Here is a 20,864-nt window from a genome sequence, read left to right as displayed (position 1 = left end):
GCTACATCCAGAATAATTTAACCAAAAAAAAACCGACTCTTTCGAGTCGGTTGTATTATTATTAAGAGATTGATTAACCTCCAAAGTCATCAAATCTGATATTTTCGTCGTCAAGACCAAAATCTTCACCCATTTTCTGAACGGCTTTGTTCATTAATGGCGGTCCACAGAAGTATAATTCTATATCTTCTGGTGTATCATGTTTAGATAAATACTGATCGATTACCACTTGGTGAATAAATCCTGTAAATCCGTCTCCTTCTGGATCGTTAATATCTTTTTTAACTTTCCAATTATCTGCTTCAGTTGGATCTGATAAAGCGATAAAGAATTTAAAGTTCGGGAAATCTTTTTCTAAATCTCTAAAGTAATGGATGTAGAATAATTCTGCTTTAGAACGTCCACCATACCAATATGTTACTTTTCTACCAGTTTTTAAAGTTCTAAATAGGTGATATAAGTGTGAACGCATTGGTGCCATACCTGCTCCACCACCAACATACAGCATTTCTGCATCAGATTCGTTGATAAAGAATTCACCGTAAGGTCCAGAAATTACAACTTTATCTCCAACTTTTTGGTTGAATATATAAGATGAAGCAACTCCAGGATTTACATCCATCCAGCCACCTTTGGCACGATCGAAAGGCGGTGTTGCTACACGCACATTAAGCATAATTTTACGTCCTTCTGCAGGGTAAGAAGCCATAGAATAGGCTCTCTCTACAAGTTCGTTATTTTTCATAACTAAAGGTCTTAAACCAAACTTATCCCAATCTGCTTCGAACTTATCTGGTTCTCCTGGGTGATCTCCTGGGTGTGCACTAATATCCATATCAGAATATTTAATCTCACAGTTAGGGATTTCAATTTGAATATATCCTCCAGCTTTGTAGTTCATATCCTCAGGAATTTCAACTACAAATTCTTTAATAAATGTGGCAACATTGTAGTTTGATACTACTGTAGCTTCCCATTTTTTAATTCCGAAAATTTCTTCTGGAATGGTAATTTCCATGTCCTGTTTCACTTTCACCTGACAAGATAAACGTGCACCATGTGCTAATTCTTTTCTTGAAAAGTGAGGCGTTTCAGTAGGTAAAGCTTCACCTCCACCAGATATTACGTGACACTCGCATTGTATACAAGTTCCACCTCCACCACAAGCCGATGGTAAGAATATCTTTTGTGCTCCTAAAGTAGATAGTAAACTACCTCCAGAACCTACTTCTATTTCACGTTCACCATTAATTGTGATCTTTACAGGACCAGATGGTGATAATTTCTGTTTAACAAACAATAATAAACTTACTAGAACTAAAGTAATAATTAAAAAAGCTACTACCGTCGCGATTATTGTTCCTGTTGTACTTGCTAATAAAATCGTCATAATCTCTTAGTTGATTTCTTTTGTATTATTCGCTATTTCTTTTTCGCTGACTGGTGCAGAAACTCCAACTTTTACAGGGTCACCTTCTTTAAGACCTCCTTCATCACCTCCAGTTAACATTCCACCAAAACTCATAAATCCGATGGCCATTAATCCAGTAATAATAAACGTAATTCCTAATCCTCTTAATGCTGGTGGTACATTAGAATATCTAATTTTTTCACGAATAGCAGCAATTGCTAAAATCGCTAAAAACCATCCAATCCCAGAACCAACTCCGTATGTAGTAGCTAATCCTAAGGTAGGAATTTCACGAGATTGCATAAATAACGACCCTCCTAAAATGGCACAGTTTACAGCAATAAGCGGTAAGAAAATACCTAATGAATTATATAATGATGGAGAGAATTTCTCTACAATTATTTCAACCAATTGAACCATTGTTGCAATAGTAGCAATGAATAGAATAAATGATAAGAAACTTAAATCGTAATCTGCATATTCTGCTCCTAACCATTTTAATGCTCCAGGCTGAAGAATATACTGATCTAATAACCAGTTTAAAGGCACAGTAATAGCAAGTACAAATATAACCGCGGCACCTAAACCTACAGCTGTACTTACTTTTTTAGATACAGCTAAGTAAGAACACATTCCTAAGAATGTTGCAAATACCATGTTATCTATAAATATTGATTTGAAAAATAATTCTATATGTTCCATATTCTTATAAGATTTCAGTTAAGTTAAAAACCTATACTGATTAATGATCTTCTACTAATGATTTATTTCTACTACGTTGTACCCATATGATAATTCCAACAACAATTAAGGCCATTGGAGATAACAACATAAATCCGTTGTTTTCGTAACCTATAGCGTATAAACCTGTTTTTTCGATTGGATCTCCTAATACTTTAAATCCTAATAACGTACCAGAACCTAATAACTCTCTAAAAAATCCTACGATAATAAGTATTAAACCGTAACCAGCAGCGTTACCAATACCGTCCAAGAACGATCTCCATGGTCCGTTAGCTAAAGCAAAAGCTTCAAAACGTCCCATAATAATACAGTTGGTAATAATTAAACCAACGAATACAGAAAGGGTTTTACTTAACTCGTATGAGAATGCTTTTAAAACCTGGTCTACTATAATTACTAAGGCAGCTACAACGACTAACTGCACAATAATTCTAATTTTTGAAGGAATAATGTTTCTCATTAAAGAGATTACAACATTCCCTATTCCTAGCACAGCCATTACCGAAACTGCCATTACAATAGATGCTTTTAATTGCGCAGTAATTGCTAAAGCAGAACATATACCTAATACCTGAATGGTAATCGGGTTATTATCCGCTAACGGATCGGTGATTAATTTTGTGTCTTTTTTTGATAAAAGTGCCATAAATTAATTATTTTTTAAGTTATCGAAATAAGGCTTGTAAAGTTTTAAATCACTTTTTATCATTGCTGTAACACCATCACCTGTAATAGTAGCACCTGCAATAGCATCAACCTCATTATCTGTTTTATCTTCGTTTTTTGGATCAGCATTACTTTTAGATACTGTGATACCTTTAAAGTTACCAGCGTCATCTAATAAATGCTCCCCGATAAAGTCGTCCATAAAGAAACGTTCTTTAATGTTAGCACCTAAACCAGGAGTTTCTCCTTTATGGTCAAAATATGCACCTTGAACTACCATGTCTTTATCTACAGAAACATATCCCCAAATAGCATCCCATAAACCTTTACCATAAATTGGAATAACGTAGAAAGTATCTCCATCCTTTTCTCCAATAAACATAGGTAAACGTCTTTTAGATACATCGTCTCTAGACGTTGCTTTTTCCTTTTTAATATCCATTAAGTAAGCTTCAGGATCTTCTGAAGTTTCACCATCTTGAATTACAATTTGCTTAGTGATATATTTTTCAAATAAATCTGGCGCATCTTCTGTCGAAACAAAAACTGCACTTCCATCTGTATTATCATTTACACCCATAGCATACAAAATATTTTGTTGCTTTTCGATACGTTGGTTCTCAGCAATTCTCGGCTTTAGTGAAGATGCTGTAAAGGCTAATAAAGCACCTACAACAAATACCATCACTATAGCAAATATAATAGTGTATGAATTTTTATCTGTTCTATTTTCCATTGTTAAGCCGTTTTTACTTTTAAACGTTTCATTCTTTTCTTTACATTACCTTGAATGATGTAATGATCGATAGTTGGAGCAAACACATTCATTAATAATATTGCAAGCATTACACCTTCTGGATATGCTGGGTTAAAAACTCTAATCATAATTGATAAGAATCCGATTAAGAACCCGTAAATCCATTTTCCTTTATTAGTTTGAGATGCAGTTACTGGATCTGTTGCCATAAATACAACTCCAAAAGCAAATCCACCAATAATTAAGTGATGCCAAAATTCGGTACTCATTAAGGTGTAGAATTTACTCGTTTCAGTAATCCATCCTGATGATACAACACCATTAAAAATTAATCCCATAACAAGTGCACCCATTACAGCAGACAACATAATTCTCCAGCTTCCAATCTTTGTAAAGATTAAAAACAATCCTCCTAAAAGGATTAAGAATGTAGATGTTTCTCCTACCGAACCTGGAATAAATCCAAAGAACATATCTGCAATAGAATGATGTATTTCGTGTCCCTGAGCTAAGCTACCTAGAATGGTTTCTCCAGAAATGGCATCGACATTTGCACCAGACGCTATTTCTTTTGTACGTTCTACAGCACCGTGAACCCAAACTTTATCTCCAGACATCCAAGTTGGATATGCGAAGAATAAAAATGCACGTATTGTTAATGCAGGGTTAAGGATATTCATCCCTGTTCCTCCAAACACTTCTTTACCAATTACAACACCAAAAACCACGGCTACAGCTAGCATCCATAACGGAATATCTATAGGCACAATTAAAGGCACTAACATACCTGTTACTAAGTATCCTTCTTCTACTTCGTGATTGTTAATGGTTGCGAATATAAATTCTATACCTAAACCAACACCGTAAGACACCACTACTAATGGTAAAACTTTTATTAAACCAATGTAAAATGCATCCCATGACAAAAACTCTACAGGAGCACCAGAAGCTAAGAAATGTTGGTAACCTGCGTTAAACATACCGAATATTAAACATGGAATCATGGCCATGATTACTGTATTCATAGTACGCTTTAAATCGTCGGCTACTTTTATATGAGTACCATTATGGGTTGTCTCATTTGGTAAGTATAAAAACGTATGCAAAGCATTAAACGCTGGCGCCATCTTGGTACCTTTATACTTCTCTTTTAAATTATGTAAATTACTTTTTAAACCCATGATTATCCTATTTCTTTAATCATTACATCTAAACCTTTTCGAATAATTTCTTGATGTGGTTGTTTAGATACACAAACGAATTCTGTTAACGCAAAATCTTCTGGAGCAACTTCGTACATACCAAGAGCTTCCATTTCATCTAAATCTGAATACATACAAGACTTAAGAATTTGCAAAGGAAAAATATCTAAAGGAAAAACCTTCTCAAAATTACCTGTAAGTACAAAAGCTCTATGTTCTCCGTTAGTATTTGTATTTAAATCGTATTTTTTATTCGGACTTAACCAAGAGAATGTTAAGGCTCTAGATTGAGAAATCTTATTAAATACTGGCTTGTTCCATCCAAAAAACTCGTAATCATCTCCTTCTGGAATTACAGTAATTAAATTACTATAGTAATCTAAATTTCCATCTGGTTTTACTTGTTTTCCTGACAATACATTACCAGAAATAATACGATTATTTCCGTTTTGTTCGATACCATTATCGTAAATAATTGTAGAAATTTCGCTAGCTATCTTTGTTTTAAAATATCTAGGTTTTTTAACCGCAGATCCAACCAAAGCTACAATACGCTCTGCATTAAATTTACCTGTTAATAACAATTCTCCAATAATAACAAGATCTTGTGCATTGATAGTCCAAACCACTTCACCCTTATTTACCGGATCAATTTTATTAATTTGAGTCCCCACATTTCCAACAGGATGTGGCCCAGATAATTTATGAACAGAAACACCAGATAAACCTGCAAGAGGAGAATTTGATCCATTTTCAACAGACACATGCACCGCTCCCGAAGTTAACTTTCCTAGAGCAGTAATAGCCGCCTGTAATTCGGCTTCTTTACCCTGTAAAACAAAATCTAAATCTGCTGCTAAAGGTGCGCTATCGTAACCCGAAACAAAAATAGCTTTTGGCTGTTTTGTAGGATTTGCAATAACATCGTATGGACGTTGTTTAATAAACGGCCAACACCCAGCCTGCTGTAAGTATAAACTTATAGCTTCGGCAGTTGCAGAATTTACATTTATTTTTTCGTTTTCCTGGTAAGTTTGCGTCTTGTCTGCTTGAATTTTAATTGCTAAGATTTTACGTTTTTCACCACGTAAAACATCAACAACTTCTCCAGAAACAGGAGAAACAAACTGAACCGTTTCGTTGGCTTTATCGTAAAAAACAGGACCTCCTGCTTTTACTTTATCTCCAACTCTAGCAACTAATTTCGGAATAACACCATGAAAGTCTTCAGGCCTTAAGGTATAAGAATTGCTTATAACAGCACTCTCTAAAGCCTTTTCGGCTTCACCTTTAAGTTTAATGTCTAGACCTTTTGTAATTTTAATGTCGTTTGACATATTATAAATCTATTTATTAATAATAGTTATACTGATTTCAACACATTATCGTTTGAAAAATCCTCGCAAATTTAAGAATAAAAAGGTAAAACCATATGAAATACCATATATCTTGTTTATTTATAATTATTCTAAATAATTGAAATATTTAAGACTCTAATTTTATGTATATTTACTTCAATAAATTCATAATAATGCACAGAAAAGTAAGCTTGTTTCTTTTGATTTCTCTAATTTATAATTTAGGATTCTCTCAAGTCGAATACGAAACTGCTCCTCCAGATTATATTGGCACCATTACATTTAAAGGTCAAACCGATATTAGCGTACTTCCTATTATAAACCTTGGAGACCCCGTACAACTGGAGTTTGACGTTCTTAACGGAAACGAAGACGATTATTATTACACTATAGAACATTTTAATTACGACTGGACACCTTCAACAAATTTAATGCGTTCGGAATATATAGACGGATTTGACAAGCAACGTATCGTTAATTACGAAAACTCTTTTAACACCTATCAAATTTACTCCCATTACGTACTTTCAATTCCGAATGATCAGGTTCGAAGTTTAAAGTTATCTGGAAATTATATGATTAAAATTTTCGATGAAAGTGACGCACTCATGTTCTCTAGAAAATTTATGATTAATGAAGGCGGAGCAAATGTTGGAGTCACTGTAAAACTATCGCGAGATGTTAAATATTTCAACGAAAAACACACTGTAGATATTATTATAAATTCAAACACTATCGAATTTAATAATCCGCTACAAACAGTAAAAACAACAATAATTCAGAATAATAATTTAAATACAGCCATAGATAATGTTAAACCCATGTACACAATGGGATCGGATTTAATTTATAAATATAATAAGGAAACTACCTTTTGGGCAGGTAACGAATATTTATATTTCGAGAATAAAGAAATTCGTGTGGCTAATAGTGGTATCAATTTTGTCGACTTACAAGACCTTTACAATACGTATCTGTACACCAATATTGTGCGCAAGAACTTACCTTATACTTACAATCCCGACATAAATGGGAACTTTGTTATTAATAACATCGACTCGACAGACCCAAGTATTGAAGCAGATTACGCATGGGTTCATTTTTCATTAAAAGCAGACGAATTCCCTATTGACAAATCTGTTTATGTATATGGTAATTTTAATAATTACACCTTAAATGAACGTACTAAAATGACGTATAATCCAGACAAAGGGATATACGAAAACACCATACTGTTAAAACAAGGTTTTTACAATTACAAATTTGTCACTCAAGAAGATTCTGGTAAAATTGACGAAGGAGAAATTAGCGGAAATTTTTACCAAACAGAAAACGATTACAAAGTTATAGTGTACTACCGTGATCTTGGCGGGAGATACGATAAGATTATTGGCGTTGGAGAAGCCAGTTCGGTTAACATTTCCAATTAGCAACCTTAAAATTGGCACGTGAATAAGGCACAATTCTAGTTATACAAATTAAATTCGTATTTTTACTTTAGAAAACTCACGCTTTATCTAATAAGAATATGGTTCAACAGGTAACAAGAGGTATAAAAATTTCGGTAGAAACATCGTTCGAAGGAACATTTTATAGACATTATAAAATACAGTATGCTTTTCAATATGAAATTACTATTGAAAATCAAAGTAAAGATACCGTGCAGCTTAACGCAAGACACTGGACGATTCTCGATGCCTTAAATAGTGTAGAAACAGTTTCTGGAGAAGGTGTTATTGGCTACAAACCCGTATTAAAACCAGGACAATCTCACACTTACAGATCTGGTTGCATGCTTACGTCTCCATTTGGAGCCATGTACGGATTTTACAATATGATAAATTTAAACAGCGCCAAAAACTTCAAAGTTTATATTCCTAGTTTTAAGCTTAGCGCACCGTTTGCCATAAACTAAGGTGTCGTTTTAAGTTTTATCCGATTTTATCATTCTCACAATTATTAGGTTTTAAAAATAAAAAATATCCAAATTTAACGCTGTTTTAGGAAAATATGCCACCCCTTTTCCGATTAAAAAATTGTAAATTTGGATAAAACATAACACAATATAAAACTCAAATTATTATGGGAAAAGGATTTTTCAATACACCAATTGCCATTAACGAACCTGTAAGAAGTTATGCTCCAGGAAGCCCAGAACGTGAATCTGTTCTAGCGACTTACAAGGAACTTTTTAATAGCAAAGTTGATGTACCTTTATATATTAACGGAAAAGATGTAAAAACTGGAAATACCAGAACTATGTCTCCTCCACACGATCATAAACATATTGTTGGTCAGTACCATTTAGCCGAAAAATCTCACGTAGAAGAAGCTATTTCTACTGCTTTAGAAGCGAGAAAAGCGTGGGCTGATATGCCATGGGAACACAGAGCTGGAATTTTCTTAAAAGCAGCCGAACTTATCCAAGGCCCATACCGTGATAAAATTAATGCCGCAACTATGATTGCGCAGTCTAAAACTATTCATCAAGCTGAAATTGACTCGGCCTGTGAATTAATAGATTTTTTACGTTTCAATGTACAGTTCATGACAGATATCTATCATGATCAACCAGAAAGCACTAGTGATGCCTGGAATAAAATTGAATACAGACCATTAGAAGGTTTCACCTATGCCGTAACCCCGTTTAACTTTACTGCCATTGCTGGAAATTTACCTGCATGTATGGCATTAATGGGAAATGTTGTGGTTTGGAAACCAAGTGACAGCCAAGTATATTCTGCAAAAGTAATTATGGATGTTTTTGAAGAAGCTGGTGTCCCTGCTGGAGTTATAAATGTAGTATTTGGTGATGCAGAAATGATTACCGATGTTGTTATGTCTAGTCCAGATTTCTCTGGTTTACACTTTACAGGTTCTACATATGTATTTAAAGAACTTTGGAAAAAAATAGGAAATAACATTCACAACTATAAAACGTATCCTAGAATTGTAGGAGAAACTGGAGGAAAAGACTTTATCGTAGCGCATAAAACTGCAAAACCTAAACAAGTAGCTACTGCTATAGTAAGAGGTGCTTTCGAATTCCAAGGCCAAAAATGTAGTGCTGCATCTCGTGCATATATTGCAAAAAGCATTTGGGAAGAAGTTAAAGGTTACGTTGTAGAAGATGTAAACTCTTTTAAACAAGGATCTCCAGAAGACATGTCTAATTTTGTAACAGCCGTTATTCACGAAGGGTCTTTCGATAAATTAGCAAAATACATAGATCAAGCTAAAGCAGACAAAGATGCTGAAATCATCGTTGGTGGTGGTTACGATAAGAGCAAAGGATATTTTATAGAACCTACTGTAATCTTAACTACAAACCCTAAATACACTACAATGAGTACAGAGCTTTTTGGCCCTGTTATAACTATATACGTATATGAAGATGATGCCTATAGCGAAACTCTAAAATTAGTAGATGAAACTAGCGAATACGCCTTAACAGGTGCCATTCTTGCACAAGATCGCTATGCTGTTATAGAGGCTACTACCGCATTACAAAATGCTGCCGGAAACTTCTATATTAACGACAAGCCTACTGGTGCTGTTGTTGGAATGCAACCATTTGGAGGCGCTAGAGCTTCAGGAACTAACGACAAAGCTGGAAGTCCGCAAAACTTATTACGTTGGATTTCTCCGCGAATGATTAAAGAAACATTTGTTACACCTACAGATTACCGTTACCCATTTTTAGGCGAATAGTAATTTAGAGTATAATTATGAAAAGCCTGTCTACCTTTTAGACAGGCTTTTTTTACGACCTATTTGTTAGTTGCTATTAAAAACTGTTTCTTCGTTTTACAAACAATTCATACCAAATGAAAATCGTTATATTTATTTTAAGCTTTATTTTTATTACAAGTTGCAACACAAATAAATCTGCAACTAAACCAGACAGTTCTCAATTTTATGTTGGGACTTACACTACAAAGGACAGTAAAGGTATTTATAAATACGAGCTTAATTCCGATGGGACATTTAAAAGCTTAGGTTTAAAAGCCGTTACAGAAAATCCATCGTTTATAACTTTTAGTTCTAACAAAGAAAATCTTATTGTTGCGAATGAAATAGATGTTGAAAACTCTGGAGCAATCACCTCTTTTTCCATAGAAAATGATACTTTAATTTTTAAAAACACAATCTCATCTGGCGGGACAAATCCGTGTTATGTGGCTACCAATTCCGATGATTATATTATAACGGCAAACTACTCAAGCGGCACAGTAGGACTTCATAGTATAAAAGAAGATGGTTCTTTAAGTGACTTATTAGCTACACAAAAGCACACTGGAAAAGGAACGACTAGCAGACAGGAATCTCCACATGCCCATTCGGCTTGGTTCGAACCAAACAGTAATACTATAATTTCGATAGATTTAGGAACAAATCAATTATGGTTTTCTAAAATCGACACTATATCTAACACCTTACAACCTATAGAACCATTGGTTTTAGATATGGCTGAAGGTGCGGGACCAAGACATTTAGCATTTCATCCAAATTCTAAATGGATTTACGTGTTAAATGAATTAGATAATACAGTCACTCGCATTGAAAAATCATCTAATAGAGCATATACCATAGAAGAAAGTATCTCTACATTACCTTCAAATTATAAGAAAGAAAATACTAGCGCAGATATTCATATGTCAAATGATGGATTATTTCTATACACTTCCAATCGAGGACATAATAGTATTGCTATTTATAAAGTGAACAAAACTAACGGAACTCTAACTTTTATAGCACATGAATCGACCCACGGAAAAGATCCTAGAAATTTTTCGTTATCACCTTCAAATGATTATATAGTTGTAGCTAATCAGACTTCAGACAATCTAGTGTCTTTTAAAAGAGATAAAAAAACAGGTGCTTTACAATATGTAGACGAAATTAACGCACCAACTCCTGTTTGCGTATTATTTGAATAATTATAAGTAAAACAATGTTTTAGCTTAGTACATTTTAATTAATTTTACGGTACATGCATTGAAGTCATTTTAGAATTTATAACTCGATTTATCTCCTAATAAAAAATAGAGATACTTCGTATTATACCAAAACCTATTATCTATGAAAACGTTTCTTTCAATTTTATGTTTAAGCCTTATTTTAAGTTGTAATTCCAAGAAATCAACTCCAGAAATACAATCAGATGGTATTTCGTTTTACGTGGGATCTTATACTAATAAAGACAGTAAAGGGATTTATAAATACACATTAAATTCCGAAGGATTTTTTTCAGAAATAGGATTACAAACCTTAGCAGAAAGCCCTTCATTTTTAAGTTTTTCTGCAGATAAAAAACACCTAATCGCCGCGAATAAATTAGATCCAAAACTGGGATCAATATCATCTTTCACCATTGAAGGCGACTCTTTAATCTTAAATAATATCATGCCGTCTGGAGGTATGAATCCTTGCTTTGTAACCACAACTAAAGACAACCACGTTTTAGCAGCAAATTATGGAAGTGGCAATATTAGCCTCCTACATCTAGACCAAAATGGACATTTAAGCGATACATTAAGTGTACAGCAGCATACAGGAAAAGGAACCACATCTAGACAAGAAGGTCCGCATGCACACGCGGTTTACAGTGTTCCAAATAGCGACGACATAATTTCGGTAGATTTAGGTACCAATAGTTTATGGTTTTACAACATAGACAAAAATACTAACACATTAAATCTTAGTACTCCGGACACCTTGGCTATGGAAGAAGGTGCTGGACCAAGACACCTAACGTTTCATCCAAACAACAAATGGATTTATGTGTTAAATGAATTAAACAATACGGTAACCAAAATTGAAAGATTAGAATCAGGACAATATGAGAAAAAAGAAAGCACGAAAACTTTACCTTCAGATTTCATAGCATCATCAACTAGCGCAGATATACACATTTCTTCTGATGGCTTATTTTTATACACTTCTAATCGCGGACATAACAGTATTGCGGTTTTTAAAGTAAACCCTAACAATGGCTCGTTAACCTTGGTAGGCCACGAATCAACTAGAGGTGAAACACCACGAAATTTCTCATTATCTCCAGACGAAAAATTTGTAGTTGTTGCCAATCGCAATTCAGATAATTTAGTGTCATATAAAAGAAATAAAGAAACAGGTGTATTAACCTTTGTAGATGAAATTAAATCGCCTACCCCTTCTTTTATTCTATTTCAGTAATTAACCTTTATACTTTATTGGAAGATGCACGATTTTCTTGGTATCGAAAAAATCCTCTTCGAAATAATCAGTCAAATCATAAATAGAAACGGTCTTATAATCTTGAAGTTCTTCGGTTAAATCGCCACCTTTAAGATAGATAATACCGTTTTTTAATTCGTTTTGCTGTGTTTTAGCAATTTTACCTTTAGTCCAATGCACAAAAGTAGGCATGGCAGCAACGGCACGACTTACAATAAAATCGTATTTATCGTCTATTTCTTCTACACGACTATGTGTAATTTTCACGTTGGTTAATCCTAAACCTTCAACAACCTCAGCAACAACTTTTAATTTTTTAGCAATACTGTCTACTAAATGAAACGAACACTCTGGAAAGAGTATAGCTAGAGGAATTCCAGGAAAACCACCACCCGTTCCAACGTCCATTAATTTAGAGCCATCCTTAAATGAAATAAGCTTGGCAATACCCAAAGAGTGCAAAACATGTCGCAAATACAACTCGTCTATATCTTTTCTAGATACTACATTAATCTTTAAATTCCAGTCCTGATATAAGCTTTCTAGTTTCTGAAACTTAGAAATTTGATCGTCTGTTAAATCCGGGAAATACTTTAAAATAAGCTCCATTTCATATAATTTTTGACAAAAATATACTTTTTAATGGCATTTTTTTATGATTTAAATAATAAGTTGCGACGCATTATTAATTATCTTTGCCCAAAACAGCAACCTCCTAATTTAGTTGTTGTTAAATAATTTAGTGTATGAACAATCAAGTATTATCGTTTTCACGTCAAGATCCAGCTAAGTTCTTTAGAACTCTGAACAAACGTGTAAACGAATATTTTAAAGAAAATAATATTAAACGTACAGGAAACTGGAAGTTATGGGTTAAAACCATAATAATGTTTACCATCTTTTTAGCACCATATTTTTTAATATTAACCTTAGATATTCCTCAGTGGGCACAATTTCTATTAACTATTGTTATGGGAATTGGAATGGCAGGTGTTGGAATGAATGTGATGCACGATGGTAACCACGGCGCCTTTTCTAACAAGGACTGGGTAAACCGTTTAATGGGAAGCAGTATTTACATTCTTGCTGGTAACGTATACAATTGGCAAGTACAACATAATGTATTACACCACACCTATACCAATATTCACGGGCATGACGAAGATTTAGAAGCAGGACGTGTATTACGTTTTTCCAGACATTCTGAATGGAAATGGCACCATAAATTCCAACACTATTACTCGGTATTATTATATGGTTTATTAACTATAAACTGGGCTATTACTACAGATATTAAGCAAATGAGAAGCTATATGAAACGTAAGTTATCGTATGGTAAATTCCCAAGTCCAATTGCGAATTGGAGCAAATTAGTCATTTCCAAAATTATATATGTCAGTATTTGGATTGTAATCCCGATGGCTGTATTAGACTTAGCGTGGTGGAAAATCTTATTAGGTTTCTTTATCATGCATTATACCGCAGGTTTAATTTTAAGTGTAGTTTTTCAATTGGCTCACGTTATGGAAGAAGCCGAAATGCCACTTCCTGAAGAAGATGGCACTATGAAAAACACATGGGCTATTCACCAATTAAATACAACGGTTAACTTTGGTGCTAAAAGCAGAATTATTAATTGGTATACGGGTGGTTTAAATCACCAAGTAGAACACCATATTTTCCCTCATATTAGCCATGTTCACTACACAAAGATTTCAAAAATTGTAAAGGAAACCGCTAAAGAATTTAATTTACCATACAACGAATATAAAACTACGCGTAAAGCGATTGCTGCTCACTTTAGATATTTACGTGAGATGGGCGTTAAACCAGCTTTACAATCTTAACTATTAATTAGAAATGAACCCACTTTCAGACAGAATTACAAGTCTGCCTTCATCGGCTACTTTAGCAATGGCAGCAAAAGCACGTGAACTAAAATCACAAGGCATTGATATAATCGGATTAAGCTTAGGGGAACCTGACTTTAACACTCCAGATTATATTAAAGACGCGGCTATACAAGCTATTAACGACAACTATAATTCTTACTCTCCAGTAGACGGATATGCCGAATTAAAGGATGCTGTTATTACAAAATTTAAACGTGATAACGATTTAACATATACGCCATCACAAATTGTGGTGTCTACAGGGGCAAAGCAATCTATTGCGAATGTTGCACAAGTATTATTAAATCCAGGTGACGAAGTTTTATTACCAGCACCTTACTGGGTAAGCTATTCAGCAATAGCAACCTTATGCGAAGCGACTTATAAAGAGATCCCTTCGACCATCGAAGATGATTTTAAAATCACACCAGCACAGTTAGAAGCCGCAATTACGCCTAAAACTAAAATGGTATTTTTTAACTCGCCAAATAACCCAAGTGGAACAATTTACACAGAAGCTGAATACCGTGCGTTAGCTGAAGTTTTAGAAAAATATCCAAATATTTTTATTCTTTCAGATGAAATTTACGAGCACATTAACTACGGTGTAAAACACTTTAGTTTTGCTGCGATTCCAAGCATGTTCGACCGTACTATTACAGTTAATGGTGTAGCAAAAGCATTTGCTATGACTGGTTGGAGAATTGGATACATTGGTGCTCCAGACTGGATAGCTAAAGCATGTACTAAAATGCAAGGACAGATTACTTCAGGAACAAACTGTATCGCTCAACAAGCTACTGTAACTGCTCTAAACGAATCTCCTGAGCGTATTCAATTTATGGTAGATGAATTTAAAATTAGACGTGATTTAATTTTAAGTTTATTAAACGACATCGAAGGATTTAAAACAAACATCCCTACAGGTGCTTTTTATGTATTCCCTAACGTATCTTTCTATTTCGGAAAAACATTAAGAGGAAAAACAATAAACAACGCTACAGACTTCTCTTTATACTTACTAGAAGAAGCTCACGTAGCAACTGTTACAGGAGAAGCATTTGGTAACTCTGATTGTATCCGTATTTCTTATGCCGCATCTCAAGATACCATTATTGAAGCGCTTAAGCGTATTAAAGAAGCAGTAACTGCTTAATATTATATTACTATAAAACTGAAAAGCCACTATTTTAGAATAGTGGCTTTTTTGTTTATTAAGCAAATCGCATACTTGTCTATTAATTTTCAATCGTCGAAGTTCAATTGAATCAGAAAACGCTATTCCTTATTATTATTTTAAACGGTACAAGATCGCACGTCTATAAATTTTATTTCAGTTAGTTATTTATTTACCTATTCCGCCAAAAGAAAGGAGTCAACAACACAAGTACAGTAAACAGTTCTAAACGCCCAATAAGCATTAAAAAACTACACCACCACTTCCCTACTGCCGGTAAAGCCGCATAATTAGTAACAGGACCAAAATTCCCTAAAGCAGGTCCAACATTCCCTAAACTAGAAGCCGATAAACCTACCGCCGACTCGAAATTAATACCAAGCATAGAGAACACTAAAGCCCCTATAATAAAGGACAACATATAGAGTATAAAAAAGGCTAATACATTAAATACAATATCTCCAGATACCGCTTTAGTATTATAGCGTACTGGCAGTACTGCATTAGGATGAAGCGAACGTTTAAATTCTATAAAGCCGTTTTTAATCATGATTAAATGTCTTACAACTTTTACACCTCCTGCCGTACTACCTGCAGAACCTCCTAGAAACATTAATCCAAAGAAAAACACAACTAAGAAATGAGTCCATAAGGTATAATCTGCCGAAACAAACCCTGTAGTTGTAATTATAGATAGTACTTGAAACAGTCCGTGTCTAAAGGCACTTTCTGCTTGCCCCCAAACCATTGGGTGTGTTATAGAAGACATTCCTAAATCTGCTCTAAAATATATAATGAACGCCACAATTGTAGTAAAAATAGCAATAAACCAGCTGTACAATTTAAACTCTTCGTCTTTGTATATTTTCTGGATTTTTCCTTTAAAAGCAAAATAACTCAATACAAAATTGGCTCCTGCTAAAAACATGAAAGTAATTATTATATACTGTATAATAGGTTGATGATTCCAATATGCTACACTTGCATTTTTAGTAGAAAACCCACCAGTAGATAAGGTTGCCATTGCATGGTTAATAGCATCAAAGAAAGTCATACCTGCGAGCCATAGTAATAAGGTTTCAGCTAAAGTATACCCGAAATAGATTAACCATAAACGTTTTGCTGTATCTGTTATTCTAGGGTGTAACTTATCGCCACTAGGTCCTGGAGCTTCAGCAGCAAAAAGCTGCATTCCTCCTATTCCTAACAACGGTAATATAGCTACCGCTAATACGATAATCCCCATTCCACCAATCCAATGTGTTAAACTTCTCCAGAACAGCACACCATACGGGATAATTTCTATATCATGGATTATAGATGAACCCGTGGTAGTAAAACCAGACATGGTTTCGAAAAAGGCATCTGTAAAATTAGGAATACTTTGCGTTAAAATATAGGGAAGCGTTCCAGACAAGGTCATAACAAGCCACCCGAAAGTCACTACAATATACCCTTCACGCTTGTTCATTTCTTTTTTATGATCTTTAGTTGCAAACATCATAACAGCTCCCATCATAATAGGAATCATTCCTGAGTAGAACAATTGCATGGTTACCCCATCATTATATAGGAAACTAACTAATGCCGACAACAACATAAATCCACCATTAAATAATAACAGTAATCCTAAAAAATGAAAAATAATTTTATAATTAAGTTTCATATGCTACCTAAAAAGTTTTTCTACTTGTTTTATAGATTGTGGTAAACAACATACAACCACTCGGTCTCCTTGACTAATTTTAAAATCTCCTAAGGCAATGATACCTTCTCCATCTCTAATAATACCCCCTATAATCGCAGAACGCGGAAAATCTATTTCTTTAATAATTTTATTACAAATTAAAGATTTAGACTTCACCTTAAATTCCAACAACTCGGCGTGCATGTTGTTAAGTTTAGTCATGGCAACAACATCACCTTTTCGTATATATCTAAAAATGTTGTTTGCTGCTAGAAGTTTCTTATTAATAAGTGTATCGATACCTATAGATTGAGACAATTCGAAATAGTCCATATTCTCTACTAAAGCAATCGTTTTTCTTACACCTTTAGATTTAGCCACTAAACATGACATGATATTGGTTTCGGAATTTCCGGTTACGGCAATAAAGGCATCCATATCACTCAGATTTTCCTCTTCCAGTAAATCTACATTTCTTCCATCGCCATTAATTACCAATACTTTTGGCAATTCATCGGCTACATCAAAAGCACGTTCTTTATCTTTTTCAATCAGTTTAACACGTGTAGAAGAATTACTTAAATCGCGAGCCGCTTTATAACCAATTTTACTTCCACCAAGAATCATTACGTTTTTAACTTCCGTATGCATTTTACCTGTTAGCTTACAAAGTTCTTCTGCTCCACCTTCGGAAGTAATAAACACGACATTATCGCCTTGTTTAAACACCGTATCTCCCCTAGGGATAATGGTATATTGAGTTCCAAAACGCTGAATAGCTATAGGTACAAAGTGAATTTCAGGAAAAATTTGTGCAGCTTCCTTCACGGTTTTCCCAATAAAGGTCATTCTACTAGATAGGTTTAAACCTAACATAGTTAAAGCACCGCCTTCAAATTCGTAACTATCATTAAAAGCCGATTGGTCTAACAGTAATTTAATTTCCGAGGCGGCTAAAGCTTCTGGCGAAATCAATTCATCAATACCGAATTTAGTAAAACCAACTTCTTCTTTATGATTAATAAATTCTGTGTTAGAAATTCTGGCAATGGTTTTTTTAGCACCAAGTTGTTTGGCCAAAACACAAACTGTGATATTAGTAGTCTCGGAAGAAGTAACGGCAATAACAAGGTCGCTTTCGGATACTCTTGCATCTTTCAGAATTGAGATTGATGTAGAATCGCCTTTAATTACTTTTATGTCTAAATGGGTATCGGCTTTTGTTAAGCTGTCCTTATTAACATCTATTAGAGTAATTTCTTGAGCTTCGTAAGATAAAAGTTTAGCTAAATGAAACCCAACTTCACCAGCGCCTGCAATGATAATTTTCATGTGTAGTCTATCGTAAAAAGTAAAACAAATATACTAGAATTTATAATTCTTGTATGCTTTTACAATTAATATAATTATTTGTTTGCAAGTTTCCTAATGCATAGTGAATAACTTATATTTGCTTAAAATTTTTGATTTGACAAAAGTAAATCCATATAAAGACAGTGACCTTGGTAAGAAAGAACAAGTCACTAAAATGTTTGATAATATTTCAGGCACTTACGACGATTTAAACCGTGTAATTTCTTTTGGTATTGATATTAAATGGCGCAAAAAAGTAGTCGAATTGGTTAAAAACACCAATCCAACCTCTATTTTAGATATTGCTACTGGAACTGGAGATTTAGCGATTAACTTAGCTGAAACTGATGCTGAAAAAATTATAGGATTAGATATAAGTCCTGGAATGCTTGAAGTTGGAGTGCAAAAAATTAAAGCAAAAAAATTAGAAGGCACTATTGAAATGATTTTAGGTGATTCTGAAAATATGCCTTTCGAAGACAATGCTTTTGATGCTATTACAGTTGCTTTTGGCGTTAGAAATTTTGAAACCTTAGAAAAAGGTTTAGCCGAAATTCTGCGTGTATTAAAACCAAATGGAATTTTTGTGATTCTAGAAACTTCGGTTCCTGTAAAAACACCTTTTAAACAAGGGTATAAATTATATACCAATAACATTATGCCAGCTATTGGAAAACTTTTTTCTAAAGATAAAAGTGCTTATAAATATCTTAGCGATTCCGCCGCTGTTTTTCCTCATGGAGAAGCTTTGAACAATATTTTAAAGAAAGTTGGGTTTACTAGTGTTAAAGCTTTCCCACAAACATTTGGAGTCGCTACCATTTATACATCATCTAAACAGTAATATGAGAAAACTAGTTGTAATTGTATTTTTTATCCTGATTTCCCAATCTAGTTTTGCACAGTTATTTAGTCGCGAACGGATTTTACACAATGAGAATTTCGATAAAGACCGATTTAGCTATGGCTATTATTTAGGTTTTAATAATTATGGCTTTGATTTTGATTATAACGACAATATTAGTGCAACAACAGATAATGGAGAGTTGGACCGTACAGATATTCAAATAGACAAAAGTATTGGTTTTAGTGTGGGTCTATTAGGAAATATGAGGATTAACGATTATATAGATTTACGCTTTGAGCCTGGACTATATATTACCAATAGAACATTACATTATAACGCCTATCATTTTCAAGGTTATAACTATATAGATTCTAATAACAATAGTGTTCCTTACTTTGGATCTTCGTTTACTACAAACTATGATTTTGAAAATGACCCACAAAATGTATTAGAACGAGAAATAAGATCTACTTACATACATTTGCCGTTATTAGTGAAATTTTCGGCCAAACGCATCAACAATTTTAAGCCTTTTATTATGGGTGGTGCATCGATGTCTATAAACTTAAATAGCAACGAAGACACTAGGGAAGATAACAGTGATGGCCAATTTAGAATGAAACGATATACCTATTATTACGAAGTTGGTCTTGGTATAGATTTCTATTTACCATACTTTAAATTTACACCATCTATTCGAGGCGTATTTGCAATAAATGATGAGCTTGTTAGAGATGATCCTTTAAATGGTCCTAGTCCGTGGACGGATAATATTGCTAGTATGAAGACTCAAGGGATTTTTATAAACTTTACTTTTCAATAGTTCGGCGTTTAAACTCGCTTAGTAAAATAGACGTTGCCGTAGCCACATTTAAACTTTCTGTAGCTTTTAATTCTCCAAATCTAGGGATAGCGATTTTTTCGGTTATTAAGGCTTCAATGTTTTTAGATACGCCGTTGGCTTCATTCCCCATTACTAAAATACCAGCATCTAAAAGTTCGCGATGCGTATATACATTTTCACCTTCCATAAAAGCACCGTAAACCGGAACCTTTGTATCTTTTAAAAAACGGTCTAAATCTAAATAACTAATATTTACACGTGTTATAGACCCCATAGTTGCCTGCACCACTTTCGGGTTATAACAATCTACGGTACCAATATTACAAATCAAATCCTTAATACCAAACCAATCGCATAATCTAATAATGGTTCCTAAATTCCCAGGATCTCTCACATCGTCTAACGCGACACATAATTGTGACACATCTATTTGTTTTGTTTCTGGAATTTCGAAAACAGCAAGCGCTTGATTCGGGGTTGTTAAAAAGCTAATGCGTTTTAAATCTGTTTCAGAAATAAGTGTTTCTAAAGGCAAATTTAAATTAAAGGATTCTGTTGTGTATAAATGCTGTAGTTTTAAGTCGGATTGCAACAATTCTTTAATTGTCTTAATTCCTTCAGCAACAAACACATTGGACTCTAACCTGTGCTTTTTAAGTTTTAATTTATTAATTAGTTTTATTTGATTTTTCGATAACATTCAAATA

The 20,864-nt window shown here is 34.0% G+C and carries 19 protein-coding genes; 9 read left to right on the top strand and 10 right to left on the bottom strand.

From position 1 onward, the window contains the following. Positions 1-73: 73 nt before the first annotated feature. From nqrF to ACKC83_RS08070, 6 genes are read right to left on the bottom strand one after another with little or no spacing between them, the layout of a single operon-like run. Positions 74-1,390: an NADH:ubiquinone reductase (Na(+)-transporting) subunit F gene (gene nqrF / locus ACKC83_RS08095; protein WP_414036199.1), complete on the bottom strand. Its 1,317-nt coding sequence runs from the start codon at positions 1,388-1,390 to the stop codon at positions 74-76. Between the two features lie 6 nt (positions 1,391-1,396). Then, positions 1,397-2,113, bottom strand: a complete 717-nt coding sequence (nqrE, locus tag ACKC83_RS08090; RefSeq protein ID WP_414036200.1) for an NADH:ubiquinone reductase (Na(+)-transporting) subunit E — start codon at positions 2,111-2,113, stop codon at positions 1,397-1,399. Positions 2,114-2,153: 40 nt separating this feature from the next. Further along, positions 2,154-2,801 (bottom strand): NADH:ubiquinone reductase (Na(+)-transporting) subunit D, encoded by a 648-nt coding sequence (locus ACKC83_RS08085; RefSeq protein WP_382384132.1) that lies wholly within the window; start codon positions 2,799-2,801, stop codon positions 2,154-2,156. A gap of 3 nt (positions 2,802-2,804) precedes the next feature. After that, positions 2,805-3,557, bottom strand: coding sequence for a Na(+)-translocating NADH-quinone reductase subunit C (locus ACKC83_RS08080; RefSeq protein ID WP_414036201.1), 753 nt, complete (start codon positions 3,555-3,557; stop codon positions 2,805-2,807). 2 nt (positions 3,558-3,559) lie between these two features. Then, the gene (locus ACKC83_RS08075) at positions 3,560-4,759 is read right to left on the bottom strand and encodes an NADH:ubiquinone reductase (Na(+)-transporting) subunit B (RefSeq protein ID WP_434037675.1); all 1,200 of its coding nucleotides are present in this window, start codon (positions 4,757-4,759) and stop codon (positions 3,560-3,562) included. A 2-nt stretch (positions 4,760-4,761) separates the two neighbouring features. Continuing rightward, a complete protein-coding gene (locus tag ACKC83_RS08070) occupies positions 4,762-6,117 on the bottom strand; it encodes a Na(+)-translocating NADH-quinone reductase subunit A (protein WP_434037674.1) in 1,356 nt (451 codons plus the stop codon). 221 nt (positions 6,118-6,338) lie between these two features. Here ACKC83_RS08070 and ACKC83_RS08065 point away from each other — a divergent pair, with 221 nt between their 5' ends. The 5 genes from ACKC83_RS08065 to ACKC83_RS08045 all read left to right on the top strand — a co-directional run bounded on the left by ACKC83_RS08065 (position 6,339) and on the right by ACKC83_RS08045 (position 12,336). Next, positions 6,339-7,568, top strand: a complete 1,230-nt coding sequence (locus ACKC83_RS08065) for a type IX secretion system plug protein domain-containing protein (RefSeq protein ID WP_434037673.1) — start codon at positions 6,339-6,341, stop codon at positions 7,566-7,568. Positions 7,569-7,666: 98 nt separating this feature from the next. Beyond that, positions 7,667-8,053: a Co2+/Mg2+ efflux protein ApaG gene (apaG, locus tag ACKC83_RS08060; RefSeq protein ID WP_414036205.1), complete on the top strand. Its 387-nt coding sequence runs from the start codon at positions 7,667-7,669 to the stop codon at positions 8,051-8,053. Positions 8,054-8,220: 167 nt separating this feature from the next. Continuing rightward, the gene (gene pruA, locus ACKC83_RS08055) at positions 8,221-9,849 is read left to right on the top strand and encodes an L-glutamate gamma-semialdehyde dehydrogenase (RefSeq protein WP_434037672.1); all 1,629 of its coding nucleotides are present in this window, start codon (positions 8,221-8,223) and stop codon (positions 9,847-9,849) included. Between the two features lie 116 nt (positions 9,850-9,965). Beyond that, positions 9,966-11,078, top strand: coding sequence for a lactonase family protein (locus ACKC83_RS08050; protein ID WP_434037671.1), 1,113 nt, complete (start codon positions 9,966-9,968; stop codon positions 11,076-11,078). A gap of 142 nt (positions 11,079-11,220) precedes the next feature. Next, complete coding sequence (locus ACKC83_RS08045) at positions 11,221-12,336, top strand: lactonase family protein (RefSeq protein WP_434037670.1); 1,116 nt, start codon at positions 11,221-11,223, stop codon at positions 12,334-12,336. Here the strand turns inward: ACKC83_RS08045 and rsmG are convergent, their stop codons facing one another. Further along, positions 12,337-12,966, bottom strand: a complete 630-nt coding sequence (gene rsmG / locus ACKC83_RS08040; RefSeq protein ID WP_434037669.1) for a 16S rRNA (guanine(527)-N(7))-methyltransferase RsmG — start codon at positions 12,964-12,966, stop codon at positions 12,337-12,339. It lies immediately after the preceding gene. A gap of 137 nt (positions 12,967-13,103) precedes the next feature. Between rsmG and ACKC83_RS08035 the strand changes: the two genes are divergently transcribed. Together ACKC83_RS08035 and ACKC83_RS08030 are read left to right on the top strand one after the other, a co-directional pair. Next, positions 13,104-14,204, top strand: coding sequence for a fatty acid desaturase family protein (locus tag ACKC83_RS08035; protein WP_414036210.1), 1,101 nt, complete (start codon positions 13,104-13,106; stop codon positions 14,202-14,204). Between the two features lie 13 nt (positions 14,205-14,217). After that, on the top strand, positions 14,218-15,405 hold the full coding sequence (locus tag ACKC83_RS08030; protein WP_434037668.1) for a pyridoxal phosphate-dependent aminotransferase: 1,188 nt from the start codon (positions 14,218-14,220) through the stop codon (positions 15,403-15,405). Positions 15,406-15,598: 193 nt separating this feature from the next. On the opposite strand, the gene ACKC83_RS08025 is transcribed toward ACKC83_RS08030, so the two are convergent. Then, positions 15,599-17,092 (bottom strand): TrkH family potassium uptake protein, encoded by a 1,494-nt coding sequence (locus ACKC83_RS08025; RefSeq protein ID WP_414036212.1) that lies wholly within the window; start codon positions 17,090-17,092, stop codon positions 15,599-15,601. Positions 17,093-17,095: 3 nt separating this feature from the next. Then, positions 17,096-18,445, bottom strand: a complete 1,350-nt coding sequence (gene trkA / locus ACKC83_RS08020; protein WP_414036213.1) for a Trk system potassium transporter TrkA — start codon at positions 18,443-18,445, stop codon at positions 17,096-17,098. Positions 18,446-18,581: 136 nt separating this feature from the next. On the opposite strand from trkA, the gene ubiE reads away from it, so the two are divergent. Together ubiE and ACKC83_RS08010 are read left to right on the top strand one after the other, a co-directional pair. Beyond that, positions 18,582-19,310: a bifunctional demethylmenaquinone methyltransferase/2-methoxy-6-polyprenyl-1,4-benzoquinol methylase UbiE gene (gene ubiE / locus ACKC83_RS08015; protein WP_414036214.1), complete on the top strand. Its 729-nt coding sequence runs from the start codon at positions 18,582-18,584 to the stop codon at positions 19,308-19,310. Between the two features lies 1 nt (position 19,311). Next, a complete protein-coding gene (locus ACKC83_RS08010) occupies positions 19,312-20,136 on the top strand; it encodes a porin family protein (protein ID WP_434037667.1) in 825 nt (274 codons plus the stop codon). Here the strand turns inward: ACKC83_RS08010 and ACKC83_RS08005 are convergent. Further along, complete coding sequence (locus ACKC83_RS08005) at positions 20,123-20,857, bottom strand: RNA methyltransferase (protein ID WP_434037666.1); 735 nt, start codon at positions 20,855-20,857, stop codon at positions 20,123-20,125. The two genes, ACKC83_RS08010 and ACKC83_RS08005, sit on opposite strands and share 14 nt — an antisense overlap. Positions 20,858-20,864 lie beyond the last annotated feature (7 nt).

This window comes from Formosa bonchosmolovskayae, assembly GCF_051016085.1.
In the GTDB taxonomy this organism is placed as follows: domain Bacteria; phylum Bacteroidota; class Bacteroidia; order Flavobacteriales; family Flavobacteriaceae; genus Formosa.
The sequence above is the reverse complement of the archived record's forward strand: the minus strand, read 5'-3'. Positions and strand labels throughout refer to the sequence as shown.